11 protein-coding genes are annotated in these 14,892 nt (G+C 44.4%); 7 read left to right on the forward strand and 4 right to left on the reverse strand.

The genetic code is table 11. The annotated features are described in order from the left end of the window. Positions 1-297: 297 nt before the first annotated feature. The 6 genes from ppk1 to atcC all read left to right on the forward strand — a co-directional run bounded on the left by ppk1 (position 298) and on the right by atcC (position 6,949). A complete protein-coding gene (gene ppk1, locus L5L94_RS10560; RefSeq protein ID WP_028760273.1) occupies positions 298-2,469 on the forward strand; it encodes a polyphosphate kinase 1 in 2,172 nt (723 codons plus the stop codon). Positions 2,470-2,511: 42 nt separating this feature from the next. Then, positions 2,512-4,056 (forward strand): exopolyphosphatase, encoded by a 1,545-nt coding sequence (gene ppx / locus L5L94_RS10565; protein ID WP_263163084.1) that lies wholly within the window; start codon positions 2,512-2,514, stop codon positions 4,054-4,056. A 392-nt stretch (positions 4,057-4,448) separates the two neighbouring features. Further along, entirely contained in the window at positions 4,449-4,733 is a 285-nt protein-coding gene (locus L5L94_RS10570; RefSeq protein ID WP_006081330.1) for a J domain-containing protein, read from the forward strand. 22 nt (positions 4,734-4,755) lie between these two features. Further along, on the forward strand, positions 4,756-5,283 hold the full coding sequence (gene atcA / locus L5L94_RS10575) for a cold adaptation protein AtcA (protein WP_115015148.1): 528 nt from the start codon (positions 4,756-4,758) through the stop codon (positions 5,281-5,283). Further along, a complete protein-coding gene (gene atcB / locus L5L94_RS10580) occupies positions 5,283-6,041 on the forward strand; it encodes a cold adaptation protein AtcB (protein WP_006086363.1) in 759 nt (252 codons plus the stop codon). Before atcA ends, atcB begins: the two co-directional genes overlap by 1 nt. Before the next feature lie 11 nt (positions 6,042-6,052). Further along, the gene (gene atcC, locus L5L94_RS10585; RefSeq protein WP_263163086.1) at positions 6,053-6,949 is read left to right on the forward strand and encodes a cold adaptation protein AtcC; all 897 of its coding nucleotides are present in this window, start codon (positions 6,053-6,055) and stop codon (positions 6,947-6,949) included. A 197-nt stretch (positions 6,950-7,146) separates the two neighbouring features. Here the strand turns inward: atcC and L5L94_RS10590 are convergent, their stop codons facing one another. Next, positions 7,147-7,539: a DUF6678 family protein gene (locus tag L5L94_RS10590; protein WP_263163088.1), complete on the reverse strand. Its 393-nt coding sequence runs from the start codon at positions 7,537-7,539 to the stop codon at positions 7,147-7,149. Positions 7,540-8,228: 689 nt separating this feature from the next. Continuing rightward, positions 8,229-9,545 carry a hemolysin family protein gene (locus L5L94_RS10595; protein ID WP_263163089.1) on the reverse strand — a complete coding sequence of 439 codons (1,317 nt, stop codon included), beginning with the start codon at positions 9,543-9,545 and terminating at the stop codon, positions 8,229-8,231. 743 nt (positions 9,546-10,288) lie between these two features. On the opposite strand from L5L94_RS10595, the gene L5L94_RS10600 reads away from it, so the two are divergent. After that, a complete protein-coding gene (locus tag L5L94_RS10600; RefSeq protein ID WP_028760280.1) occupies positions 10,289-10,531 on the forward strand; it encodes a thioredoxin family protein in 243 nt (80 codons plus the stop codon). A 722-nt stretch (positions 10,532-11,253) separates the two neighbouring features. On the opposite strand, the gene L5L94_RS10605 is transcribed toward L5L94_RS10600, so the two are convergent. Together L5L94_RS10605 and L5L94_RS10610 are read right to left on the reverse strand one after the other, a co-directional pair. After that, on the reverse strand, positions 11,254-14,088 hold the full coding sequence (locus L5L94_RS10605) for an ExeM/NucH family extracellular endonuclease (RefSeq protein WP_263163091.1): 2,835 nt from the start codon (positions 14,086-14,088) through the stop codon (positions 11,254-11,256). 283 nt (positions 14,089-14,371) lie between these two features. Continuing rightward, a complete protein-coding gene (locus tag L5L94_RS10610; RefSeq protein WP_173496570.1) occupies positions 14,372-14,887 on the reverse strand; it encodes a GDYXXLXY domain-containing protein in 516 nt (171 codons plus the stop codon). Positions 14,888-14,892: the final 5 nt, after the last annotated feature.

The following is a 14,892-nucleotide window of genomic DNA, read 5'->3' on the forward strand; positions in this document are numbered from 1 at the left end:
TTATTCTCAAGGAAGCCGCGCTTGCACAGTTTCTCAAGGCTTAAATCGCAGTAACGCGAACAGAATTTAAGCTCAATCCAAGATGATCATCATAAGGTCATATTTCTGTCACACTCGTCATCAAGTTGACATATTTCCCTCGTATCTTTATCCCAGATAAATCCCAGACTGATTTTGGCGTGTACGCAATATTTATCATTGAAATTCCTTCACTTGTCGGCAGTAAATCTGATTGCACAACGGCGGATGAATGCTATTGTATATTGCGCCATGACGCTTGCTTAAAGGAGCTGTGCAGTGTCCCCGAATACCGATAAACTTTCGATTGATAAAGAACTCTCTTGGTTGTCTTTTAATGAGCGGGTATTGCAAGAAGCCTGCGATCACAATGTTCCCTTAGTGGAGCGAGTCCGCTTTTTAGGGATATTTTCCAATAACATGGATGAGTTTTTTAGGGTGCGTGTGGCTGCGGTCAGACGCTCCATTTTACTCTCATCCCTGCAGGAAGGTCGCAGCAACAGCCGCCATTTAATGGCCAAGATCCAATCGAAAGTGATGGCATTGCAAGAAAGGTTTGATGGCATATACACGGATTTAATGCGCGAACTTGTGCGTCGTAATATTTTGTTAATCAATGAGAAACAATTAAGCGAGTTCCACAGCGACTGGCTGAAAAAGCATTTTAGAGACCATTTCAAACGCCATATCGCGCCGCTTATGGTCAATAATAATCGCGATCTGATCAAGCAAATCAACGACGACGCCACCTATTTGTGTGTGTGTTTGTTCACTAAGGCGCGTCGCCAATACGCCTTAGTCGAAGTGCCGACTAAAAATGTACCGCGATTTATCGAACTCCCAGCCGAAAAGAGTAAAGCGAAAAAATATCTGATTTTATTAGATAATATTATTCGCCACTGCGTAGATGAACTCTTTGGTCCCTTCTTCGAGTACGATGCTATCGAAGTGTATTCGATGAAATTAACCCGCGATGCCGATTTTGATATCACTGACGAGCTTGAACAAACCCAGCTTGAGAAAATGACCAAGGGATTGAAAAAACGTCTTACCGCCGAGCCTGTACGCTTAGTGTACGACAAAGAAATGCCTGAACACATGTTAGTGATGCTCAAAGAAAACCTGAACATCAGCTCGACTGAATGTTTGATCCCAGGCGGGCGTTACCACAGCTTTAAAGACTTTATCGCCTTCCCCAACCCGAGCCGCGACTACCTCGAAAACGAAAAACTACCGGCGCTCAATAGTGCAGGTTTTGGCCGCAGTGCCAACAGTTTCGATGCGATTCGGATGGGCGATATCATGCTCAATTATCCGTACCATAAGTTTTCCCACTTTACCGAAATGGTGCGCCAAGCGGCCTACGATCCGGCGGTGCGCTTTATTCGAATTAATTTATATCGAGTGGCGAAAAAATCCCATGTAATGCAATCGCTTATAGATGCAGTGAAGAACGGCAAACAAGTCACCGCCGTAATTGAACTCAGGGCCAGATTCGATGAGCAATCCAACATCGAATGGACCCGCATCTTGGCCGAAGCGGGCGTCAAAGTTCACCACGGTATCACCAGCTTAAAAGTGCATTCCAAGTTGTGCTTGATTGGCCGCGAAGAACAAGGGGAAATCAAACTCTATTGTCACGTCGGCTCAGGCAACTTTAACGAAGGCACGGCGCGGGTCTACACTGACTTGTCGCTGTTCACCGCTAATCAAGAAATTGCCCGAGAAGTAGAGCAAGTATTTGACTTGATTGAACATCCGTATCGCCGCGATAATTTCCAGCATTTAATTGTGTCGCCCTACGATGCCAGACAAAAACTGAGCCATTTAATTGATAATGAAATCGTTAATGCCCAGAGCCATATGAAGGCGGCGATTACCTTAAAATTAAATAACTTACTCGATGAATCCTTGGTCCAAAAACTCTATGAGGCTTCAGCCGCTGGGGTCAAAATTAAGTTACTTATTCGCGGCATGTGTTCGCTTATCCCGCAAATTCCGGGGATCAGCGACAACATCGAAGTCTATAGTATCGTCGACCGATTCCTCGAACACTCACGAGTGATGCTGTTCCACGCGGGTGGAGAGAACAAACTCTTTATCTGCTCCGCCGACTGGATGAGCCGCAACATAGATAATCGCGTTGAAGTGAGTGTGCCGATTTATGATCTGCGCCTAAAACAGATGATAATGGATATTTTATCCTTACAGTTCAATGACAACACTAAAGCACGTGTCATCAACAAGGAACAAAGTAATCCTTATCGGAATCGCGGTAACAAACGAAAAGTGCGTTCTCAAATTGCCATTTATCAATATCTGATTAATTATGAGAAGCGCCAACTGCAAGAATTTAATGCCTTACGTATGTCCACCCATGAGGGTGACGCTGAGCGAGAAGTGAAAACTCAGCCTGACATAACACCTGAGTTACGGGCCAAAGCCAGCTAATCGCTGGCTTTATATCGCTTTGATTGCCTAAGGATAATCCGATTGGTAACCACATATTCGCACACACAGTCACATGCTACGCCCAGCAATGTACTCGCAAACTCTACATCGCGCCACTTTGTCGCCATCGATATGGGGTCGAACAGTTTTCATCTGGTCATTGCCCGCGAGCAAGATGGCAGTTTGCAGATTTTACATAAAGAAAAACAACAGGTTCAGCTCGCCACTGGGCTCAATGCGCAAAATATTCTCGACAATGACGCCATAGAACGTGGTCTCAATTGTTTGCGGGATTTTAACCAACGATTTTCCAATCTCGACCAAGCTCAAGTACGATTAGTCGCCACCCACACTCTGAGAATTGCCAAAAACCGCGATCAGTTTATCGAGGCTGCACTCGCCATCATGCCCTATCCGGTGGAGGTCATTTCGGGCCATGAAGAAGCGCGTTTGATTTATAACGGTATTGCACAAAGCCAAGTGCTAGGGAAAAGTAATTTAGTCATCGATATCGGTGGTGGTTCTACCGAAGTGGTGATCGGCCAGAAAAATACCCCAACTCAGTTATCTAGCCTGCGCTGCGGTTGTGTGAGTTTTAATGAGCGTTTCTTTATTGATGGGCTCATCACCCCTGCCTCATTTCGCGATGCCCAAAGTGCCGCCGATAAGCAGTTCGCGTCGCTCTCAAAGGAATATTTCGCGGGCGGCTGGGAACTCACCTTGGGTAGCTCAGGCACAGTGAAAGCCATCTGCGAAGCAATTCAAGAAGAGCACGGCGATGAAACCATCACGCTGCCACGACTCAAACAGCTCAAAATCAAGTTGATCAAATGTGGCCATATTAGCCAAATCCAATTTGCCAACGTCGATGATAAACGCATTCCCTTAGTGCCTGCCGGACTTGCCATTTTGATCAGCTTTTTTAGGCGCTTACCAATTCAAAAACTTGAGTTTAGCCCAGGCGCACTGCGTGAAGGCGTACTCTATGAACTGGCAAAGATTGGTCAATATCAGGATATTCGCCACCGCACCGTCGACAGTATTGCCCAGCTTTATCATATCGATATGGCCCACGCCGCTAAGGTACGCGACACTGCGATGGCCTTGTTTGAACAGGTCGCCGACGAATGGCAATTAAGGCCCCATGCGCGCTTGCTCGCCTATAGCGCGACTTTACATGAAATCGGATTACACATTAATTCAAAATCCCTGCACAAACACGGCGGTTACATTATCAGTAACAGTGACTTACCTGGGTTTAGCGAAGCCTTGCAGCTGGATTTAGCACGACTTATCACCAATCACAGAAAAAAGCCTAACGAATTAATGCTGGCTGAGCTCGATCCCAACCATAAGCTCACACTCAATCGCCTGCTCTGCCTGCTTAGGCTTGCTGTCTTGCTCAATCTTGGCCGTATCGCTAAGACGCTGACCTTAGATCATATTAAAGTGATCCCCGATGGACTCATGCTAGTACTACCAAGCCATAAGCGGAAAATCAGCTTGTTTATGAAAGATTTACAGCGAGAACAAAAACAAATGCTCACCCTTGGAATGAACCTGCGTTTAGTCTCTAGTCTGACTTAGCTGTTACGGCGTTAACTCAGCCGAACGTGCCTGAAGCGAGTGTGGGTTAGCTCTGTGTGAATGTGTTTAGCGAGGATTCGGCACTAAAACATGCCCTTAATCGAGGGCCATTATCTCGCCTAAAAACAAGGTTAAGTTAGCTGTCAATCTGGCTAGGTAACGGGATTTCAACAGCATAGCGGTAGACTTAATCCAAGCACCACAACAGATTAAAGTTTAAAGGATTTTTAACCCTTCACTAAAGCACAAATTCCTGCTCGCGCGTTTGCCGCTGAGTGGGGATTTCTGCTATCATCCACGGCTGACTAATCATAATTCCACGAATTTAAAGATAATCAGAGTCAAACCCTTTTTATCTCGCGATATCAGCCCCATCGCCTGCAGGTACAAGTATGATTAACCACTTTAGTGTGCTTGGTATAAAACCCAGTGCCAAAGAAGACGACATTAAAAAAGCCTATCGACGGCTGTCAAACAAATATCATCCCGACAAGTTGTTAGGCGCCTCGGAAGAGGAAAAGCAGCAAGCCGCCGTACAACTTGAACGCGTTAAAAATGCTTATGATGTGTTGTCCGATCCTAAGCGACGTAACGCGTTTATCAAAGATTTCAATAACGTCATAGTGACCGATCCCGCGAGCGCCATGCGCGAGCTGTGGGATCAATTTTATCCTTGAGCGTTTTCTAGAGTAGTGTCAAATGGTCAAAAAACTGAATATCTCACGCATTAATGAGCTAAAAAATAATGCCTACGACAATATCGAGTCCTACGACGATCCCGATACACCTAAAGCGCTAGAGCAATTTACTAGCCAAATCAAAAAGGTGTTAGAAGCCGATCCTAAGATGCTCGATACTGTGCCTGAGTACCTGCCTGTCGCGCTTTACGGTCGAATTAAGTTTCCCGCCGAAGCCAAACTCAAGTGGGCACATTGGATAAACACGGCAACTCAACCCGAGTGGGATGAGTTTAAAGTCACGATTGGCTTTAACAATGCTGATTTACCTTTAGTGTTAGCCGTGCGTGGTTACTCGGAAACCTTACTAATTGAAAGCTGCGCCGTGCTGTATTTACTTGAAACTCAAGGTAAAGCAACGCCAGCAGCAAAACATCACGACGATGAAGATGATGACAACGATTATGTTGGCACCTCAGATAATGACGACGATGATGAAGGCGAAGAGGAAGATGGCTACTACGATCACTACGATGATGAGGACCGCTAATGAACACTAGTCTCATTGAGATTACCGTCGCCGAAATTAAAGAGTTGGCGGACGTAGAGCCAAAACAAGCGAGCAAACGCTTTGAAATCATTGCAAATACCATGAGCGACGAGCAATTAGTCGAAGTTATCGAACACATGGATATCGTCACGCTGACGCAAATCAACAGTCACCATGATATCTCTTGTCCTTCGATCATGTCTGAACTCATGACCCCGGAACAAATTCGCGACATCGTCTGTCAGCAACCTTTGTACTGGGAAGAAAAAATCAAAAACAATGCCGAAGAACTTATTCAGCATACCTTTGATTTTTTGACCTATTTAATTCGCATCCAAGATAGCGAAGAAAAGCAAACTGCGATTCTAGAATGTATCGCCGAAGATCCAGCGGGCCTCTTCTACCTGTCGATCCCTTTCATCGAAATGATGTTAGGCGAAAAGCATGAAGATGAAGACGGCTATACAGATCTCTACGATGACGAAGAAGACACTGAAACCATCGGCTACGACAGCCGCGTCGCCAGTGAAGATGCACACAGCCTCAGCATAGACGACCCACGCAGCCTAATGGCCTTGATCCACGAACTCGCGCCCGATGTTGAAAAAGCCATTAAGAGTCTGCTGCGAAACGAAAGCTCAGGTTGGGAAATGATCATCAGCAAGTTTGTCAACGAGCTGGTTATTCAAGCCAAAGAGAAAAACCAAGTGACGGATGAATACGCTGAAGTCGATGATATGTTTAGCTTTTTGGATTAAGGAATTATTTGATGCAACTGGTACTGCGTGATGTAGATCAAGGACCCTACCTGAGCAAGGTATTGATCCAAGGCCAAGCAGACGAAACGCTGAGCGGTGAACAGCTGTCACAAATCAAATCCAAAGCCATTTTGATGAGCCTCAAACTGGCCGATAAGTTTTACAACAAGTACAAAATGCACCTGCTCGAACAAGCGGCGCACGATGTCATTGGTGTGGTGAGCCTTGGTTTGATGGAATTATCAAACCAAAATCCGCAGCAGGCGATACGCCTGTTGATCACCGCCGATGGCGTAGTGAAATGCTTTCAAAAAGGCTGGAGCATGCTCAGCACTGTCAGCAAGCATAAACTCGTCAATGGCAAGTCACTGTACGGCGATGTCGACAAGTTCTTGCTCGAACAAGTGTCCAGCCCACCCGATGCGGAAGAATGGTTAGGCTATGAAGCCTATCAAGATGCCCAGCTTGAGCATCAACGCCAACAGTCGATTGCGGCCCTATTGGCACAGTTTTACGCGCAATCGAGCTATGATCCGCTAGATTTTCTCAATCTAGAGAGTGTATTAGCCGAAGCGGTACTGTATCGATTGTTGTTTGATGGCGCCAAAGTCAGACAGGATTTGAAAAAGCGTATCGGCAAAATCACCTTAAAAGAGGAATGGTTTACCCGTGAGCATATCGAATTGGAAACCCAGAAAGCATTAGCAGAATTGCCCGCAGAACTCGCTGAAACCATCAGTAAAGATCTCGGTAAAAACTTTGTCCCCGCCCTACTGCGTACTCTGCACTTTGCGAAAAGCTACCGCGAACTCTTACTCAGCGACGCTTCACCCGAGCGCTTAGAAAGATTCGAACACAAGGAAGGTCTCGTCGGCCTTCTCGGCTGGCCACTCTACATAGTACTTTGATCGGTACTTTAATCAGTAGTGTGTTCAGTAGGTTAACGAGTGCTTGAGTCGCTTTAAAATGAGTGCTTTATTGAAAAATAAAGCACTTTTTTACTGTCTTGTTTCTCTATGTTCAATCCCAACAATCAGTATTTATGTCTCAGTTTTGAGTGGTTTTAGCTTGAAAATAAGTAACTTACATAGATATAACTCTTCAGTTAGATAAATTCTGGAGATTCATCCCTCCTCAGATAACCCCAAATCCGAAACATACCATTTTCTATTGAATAAGGAATTGAATATTGGACTAATTGTGCGCTTACAACATCAGAAAAGTCCGTCACTCGATCCGCCACTAATCGGCCTAGCCATTCTCTTTTGAATGGATCAACTTCTAACCACTCAATGGTTTCTGCTATTTCAAGTAACTCGTGCCACCACACAGCAGTAAAACCTGCATTAGGGTTTTCATCATAAATCAATTTGTATCGCACATAGGGCATAAAGTCTTCAGATCCATTTAATGCCTTTTCAAGCTCGCACCACTTTGTTTTATTCATTACAGACGAAAGCTGATGCTCGTTCACATACTTCAAAACTTCAGAATTCATTTTTTAGTGTCCCAAGCGACTCAGTGAAAAACTAAATGATATAGCTTTAATAGATATATATTGCCAATAAAAACTAATTAATATGACAGATAAAATGATGGGTAATAAATTAGGCCAGCCATTTTAAACCGTGGAGCGCTTATTGGTTTGACCTACTCATATTGGCTTGCCATCGTATTGCTCGTCGACAGGGTGAATAGAAGCCTAGGGATTCTAAGTTTATGAACGAGGGCCATGGAGAGCGAACGGTCGTATCGCAAATCACCACGGCTCACCTTTCGAGCATTCGCGTAACCTGTAGGTTTAAAAGGCATACGTAACATACTTTTGGACAAAACCTTGTTAGATAATTCACTCTGCTTAGTCAGATTCGGATTAGCTATTCTATTAGTAACGTCTCTGTTGACTGTAAATTAATCAACTCTCGATATTACTAGTCGGAATAGGCATAGCAGGGACATGAGATTTGATTAATCTCAAGGGAAAAAAGCGCCCCAGAATAGCTGCAAACGGGGCATTGGGGATAGCGTGAATCAGTCTGATGTAGAGTGATTCACGGGCACGATTTTTAGTTAAACAACCATGAGGGAATCTATGGCTAATGCTCGACTCACCGAGCAGATTTAGTTGGTCGCTCTTTAGACGTGTTTTTTGCACTAAAGCTGACAACTACTATGCTTTTGAATTTATCAATCAACAAATATAGATTCTTCTGAAGAATCAGCATCAGGTAACATTTGGGCAAGGACTTTATCTACCCTTTTACCGTCCATATCCATAATTTCGAGTCGCCAACCTGCAACTTCAACAATATCTGTGGTTTGAGGTATTTTCCCTAATTCATACATTAAAAATCCATTTAGCGTTTGATAACGCCCATCCTCTTCATTTGGCAATTGCTTTATACCTAAAGCGTCTTTTAGGTCAAAAATAGGGATTAGACCATCTAGTAATAATGAGCCATCTTCCCTTTTTATCACCATCTGATCATTCACATCTTCCTGTAAAAACTCACCAGTCAGTGCATCCATCATATCTTGAAGCGTTACCAGCCCTTTCAAATCACCATATTCATCAACAACAAACACCATCTGCGAGCCTGTAGTACGAAAATGCTCAAGTAACTCCATTCCAGATAAGCTGTTGGGTACAAAGTTACAATTCTTAACGAGATCCACCAGTTCTAAACGTTCACCCGCGATAGACTGTGAAAGGAGTTGTTTAGCTGAAATAATACCCACCATATCATCAACATTGTTACGACAAACAGGAAATCGTGAGTGAGGAGACTGCATAACAGTTCGCAGATTTACATCAAGAGGCAGGTTTAAGTCGAGAAATACAATATCAGACCGTGGCACCATCAATGAAGAAATAGTACGTTCATCTAATCGAAAAACGTTTTTAACCATCGCATGTTCATTGTGCTCAATCACCCCAGCAGATGAGCCTTCCTGCAACATTGCCTGAATATCTTCCTGAGTCACATTGTCGTCAAGTCTATGCGAAAATCCCATTAGACGCATAAGAGCATGAGTTGAACCGGATAACATCCATACAAATGGTTTGGTTGCTATTGCTAGAAATACCATTGGTTTAGCCATTAGACAGGCAATACTTTCCGCACTGACTTGACCAATTCGCTTGGGAACTAACTCACCAATGACAATTGACACATAAGTGACAATGATAACTACTAGAACGGTTGAAAAGATGTTGGTTAAATCTGGACTTAGACCAAAAGTCTGAAGCCAAAGTGACAAAGGTTCGGCGAGGATGGATTCACCAAATATTCCGTTTAAGATCCCTATTGATGTTATGCCTATTTGCACAGTTGACAAGAATTGCGTTGGATCTTCTGCCAGTTTGAGCGCTGCTTTAGCAGTGCTGCTACCGCCATGAGCAAGGGCTGTTAGCCGTGACTTGCGAGCAGTCACAATGGCGATTTCCGACATAGCAAATAAGCCATTTAACACAATCAAACCAATAAGAATAAAAATTTCCATAGTCGTGGCTCTGGGTTCCGCTTTAAGTTGAACAAGAAAAAATGAATAGACAATTGATACTGAAACTCAATGAGCTCAGCTAAATATCGAAAGATAGCTTAGATACAACTCATGAAATAATCTTCTTAAAAAACAAAAGAATATAACGAAATGACCTTTCCCAGAACGGGCTTGGGGTATGATTTGAAATTCTCAGAACAAACCATCTACTACCTGCTATCAACTTTTTGATTAGCCGTGTATTTGATTGTGTAGAAAGTTGTCTTAACTCATTGAAATAAATGGAAAGACAATGTTTATTGATAATGGCTGCAACAACTGAAGTTACAGCGTATCGTCGGTGAGGGTCCATAATCCTACATAAAAAAGTGATAGTAATTCGCATATTAAACGAAAAGAGGGAGTTGTAAAGTATTAGTAATTAACATAATTAGTACGGATACTTAAGCTCTAATATTAAAAAATTATAGCTTAAGTGTATGAGTAGCGAAGACTACTTAGGTCATCAGTTGTACGGAATACTTACGTTTTTACCTTAATTAAGCACACTAAGATTAACAAAAATTTAAGAAAAACACCTAAATTTTAATGAAGCTCTAGTTGATTAGAATAAAACCAAAAGGCATAGTGCGCACATAGATTTTAACCGTTATCGCATTAAAGTGAATTTTTGCAAAGTGTCCTTATCCTATCTCCAATAACAGTGGCACTGAGTGAATGATCCATTTTGTGAGAGTGTAAAAATGCTATACATAAAAATTTTGGGCAATGGATGCACAAAATGCACAAGTACAGCAGCGTTAATCACTACTATAGCGACTAATCGTGGCATCAGTATTAACTTGATTATGGAGTCAAATCCAGAAGTGATGATGGACTATAGAGTGGTGAGCTCACCAGCGGTTGTTATTAACGAAAGATTAATGCATTGGGGCTCTACTCCCCAACCATACATGGTTGAATCATGGCTAAACATTTTGCGCTGAATTGCTGCACTATTACTGCTCAATAAATCAACAGGTTACTTTCTTGTTTTATCGTCACCTCAGATCCCAATTAACGTTCTATACATATAGAAAAAAAGAAAAATCACACGTTATTTGTTGATTTGTTGATTTGTTGATTTGTTGATTTGTTGATTTGTTGCCTTATTTTTCCAGAATAGCTGTAAGCACAACAATACTCATTAACAAAGGCCGGTCAATATCCAAACTTGATACGACGAGTCTACTGGTTTCAATTAAGAATGGAGCAGAAGTGCTTTAACCCAAAGCTAACGCCGAATACTAGATTTTGCTCCCGAGAATCACTTCAAAGTCTGATCAACTGTAACGGTTTATGCAATCCCTGATGGTCAGGCCTTACTTTTTGGTAGTCATTACTTTATGTATCTCAAATTATCAGACAAAAAATGGCTGAACTTCAAGCTGTGGTAAACTTTGGGGCATTAGCTTTTCAGCTAATCGAACAACGATAGGGTTAATGAGGATTGTCATTGTTGCACCTGTAACCTTCTAAAACAGGGATATTTTATTAGAGCCCTCAGGGATACTTCTTGTTAAATACAGAGGCGGCGAGTCACTGGGGAAACAATGACAATTGATGCGTCACAACTGACGACAACTTTACCTTGCTTTTAGGCAAAAACAAAAGCCCGCGGCTGCGGGCTTGGCGTCACTTTAAATATCAGCGGAATAAAAGGACTGGCTTAACGGTAAGTCAGCGTTGTGGTATCCGTTAACTTGTCGTTATCTTTAACGGTCAGTTCAACAGTGTGTTGTCCACGGCGGGCAAGGCGCAGTACCACTTGACCGTTAGCGCGAGTACCATTGTCGAACGTCCACTTATGTTGCTTGATCACACCATCGGTATCATAGCTAGTCGAGATAAACATATCGACGAACAGTAAATTGATACGCTGAATTTGCGCAACGGGTGGTTGTTTCACGTTATCAGCAACCACTGTCACCATTTGCGACGTGCTATGGGTTAGGCCGTCGTTATCAGTCACAGTTAGCGTGACCAGATACTCACCGCTTTGGCTGTAACTGTGAGTCACTACCTCACCCACTGCGGCAGTGTTATCACCAAAGCTCCACTCGGCTGACACGATTTGTCCGTCGCTGTCGGTTGAAGTGGATGTCAGTTGCACCGCAGCGCCATTCACCACTTGAGTGAAACTGGCCACTGGCGCGACTTTTTCCACTTCGAGCAAGAGTGAAATCACCACAGGATCGTGATCCGATGAGCGATAAGCATCACTTGCGAATAAGTCTTGGATTTGAGCAGGCGTCTTAAACTCTTCGTTGTAATCCAATACACGTGGTTCGTCGGTATTGATATGCCACTGCGTCACATCCACCACTTTATCCAGCAGGGCAGCGTTTGCTAAAGCATGGTCCAACTGACCCGATTCAGCCGAGAACACATAGGAATAAGGATTTGGCTTTTCAAGTTTGGCAAACAGCTCACTAAAGCCTGCATTACCTAAAGCCGTTAATGGATCTTCCTTCGCATAGGCGTTCAAATCACCAATCAGCAGCACGCCTTGATCTGGATATTGCTCGCTAATCCATTGACCTGCAGCCGTCGCCGCACGGGTACGAGTGATATTACAGTTGCCTTGACCGTCGTTAAGATCAGGTTCGCCCGCACATTCACTGCCCTTAGATTTAAGGTGATTAACCGCAACAACCACGCCTTCTTCACTGCCGTTCACGCTAAAGGCTTGCGTCAGCATTGGACGGTTTTTGCTATCGTCAAACAGGGGCTGTTGATCGCTATCTAATGGCGAATTCGCACCGGATAAAATACGCGCAGCACCCTGCGGCGTGACTTTATCACTGCGATAAATCAAGCCGACTGTGATGGCATCGGTACCAATCGCATTCATGCCTGTTGGCGCGATATAAGCGTAACGCGCTTCACCCACAGCAGCATTCAAACCTGCGACTAAATCAGCAATGGCTGAATTGGCGCCAAAGCCATCGTTCTCGATTTCCATCAAACCGAATACGTCGGCACTAATGCCCACCATGGCGCTGACAATCTTCGCCTTTTGACGCTCAAACTCGCTTAAGGTATTGGCACCACGCGCGGTTGGGAAACCTGCACCTTGGCCATCACCATTGAAGTAGTTAAGCACGTTAAAGCTAGCGACTTTTAGATTACCCCCCTCAACCAATGTGGGCGCAACTGGGCGTGGGTTTTCCGCCACAAAGTTCACCGTTTCGATTGGCATAATGCGATACAGATTAAAGCCATAGTGCATTACACCCGTAAGCGATGTGGCTTTATCGCCTACACGCACTGTGTTTGATGCGCTCAAACCAGGAGCGGGGAATTGCACAGGATCAGGATTCTGCGCCGTTAAACCGTCATCCAATAAAATACTGTCACGTTGGTTGGCAGCACTCACCGCTAGCGCATCCGCGCCTGGTGCAGCCACCTGCGTACCAATAAAGTGGCGCTGACTGCCTAATGAAATCTCGCCATAACGACCGAGGTTATAGACTTCATTCACCACTAAATCTTGGCTAAAACGAACACGCATGCCCTCAAAGGGCTCAAAATCATCACTGCTGTTAACAGGTAAGGCCACTAGCGCGGCCTTTGGTAACGTTTGTCCTGTAGCACACAACTTGTGTTCTGATAAAGTCGTTAGTTCAGTTAAGCCTTGATATTCAGTGACTTTAGCTTTTAAACGAATACGATCGCCCGCCACATAAGCTGTGGGCGCAGTGCCGGTATATACAAACACACCTTCCGAGGTTTGGGGATCGCTATCGGCTTCGTTATCGGCCATTTGTACAAAAATGCCCTTAAGACCTGCTTCTTGATTACTGACGACAACCGCCTCAACCACTAAAGTTTGACCATTGAGAGGGCTAGCAGCGCCCGCGCCTTGAAGCGCATGAATTGCTGTGGCCTCTTCGCCGCACACTAAAGAGCTTGGTGGAGGATCGACTGGATCGGTTGGCGTACCCGCACTGAACTTACCAAGATCAGAAACATCGTCCTTCGCAAAACCTAGCCAAGTGCTAAAGCTTACTGCATCGGTACTGATAGGATCGGCAATCAGCAGATCAGGATTACGGCGCAGGGTATTATCTTGAGTGGAGAGATCACCACTGCCCCACTCGGCACCGGGATCAACACCGACTTGGCCTAAACTATCAATGACTTGATTTTGATAGGTCAGTTCAATCGCATCGTCGCCGTTAAAGAAGCTGGCGGTACTTTGTTGATTTGTAACCGCAAGGATATCGGCAGAAGAGTCATTATCGGCAACCACATAAGTCGCCCCCGCCGCTAATGAGCCAGTGAGCGCAATGGTCGTGCCGACGTTTGTGCTGCCATTAAAATAGAAGCGCAATTGGTATTGGCTTAAATCAATAACGCCCGCGGTTGGGTTATACAGTTCGATAGCTTTATTATTGCTGCTGCCTTCGACATATTCAGAAATGATCAAATTATCCGCGCCATGGGCAAGCCCACAAACGCTGCTGATGGCTAACGCCAGCACAGTTTTAGTGTTAAACATTGAGACCCCTAAATGTATTGTTTTAATATTTGGTATTTAATTGATGCGCTTAGATGCTTCAAGGTGATGTCACCTCGAAGACTGACGATACTATAGGCGGCCAAGGTTACAAATTGGTTGCATCAAAGTTGCAACTTAAGGTGGATATTATTCGTGCGATTTAGCGATCAGAACTAGGAAGAAAGCAGTACGGGAGATGTTGGCCGCACTACACAGTGCGGCCAGAGATAAATCGAGGTTAATCAAGTAAGCAGAACCAATGGATGACAATTCTGACACAGGGTTATAAGGGCTGAAGCTTTTCATCGAGTAAACTGACGAGCAGCAACTCACCTTGCAAATTCACTCTAAACTCACCGTATTTAGCTGCACTAAAATGATCGGCTTGTCCTTCTTCAAAGAAAAAACTGTTCGATGCGAGCTTAATTTGATTACCACGGACACGAAACTGCACTCGTAATTGATCTTTACCGAGTGCTTGGTCGGTATAAAAGTCTACAAAACGCGCCACTTTTTGCCCATCAACAGCCAGTAATAACTGGCCCTGCATTTGTTGCGGCGCTAAGGCGCTACGCACATCGCGCGCAATGGCATATTCAAGCGCCATGTAATCACCCTGCATTAATGAGCGCGGATCGACCGGTGCTAATGCAAAACGCACCACTTGGCCGTGATTAAGCAGTTGTTCGAATTTGAAAATGCGCCAATTCACGCCAGCGAGAATCGCAACAGTCGTGAACAGTACTATGCCCAGCGCCCATTTATGTGGGGCCGACAGTTTTCCCTTCACATTGCCCATCACAT

This window comes from Shewanella sp. SM21 (assembly GCF_025654335.1).
Taxonomy (GTDB): domain Bacteria; phylum Pseudomonadota; class Gammaproteobacteria; order Enterobacterales; family Shewanellaceae; genus Shewanella; species Shewanella oncorhynchi.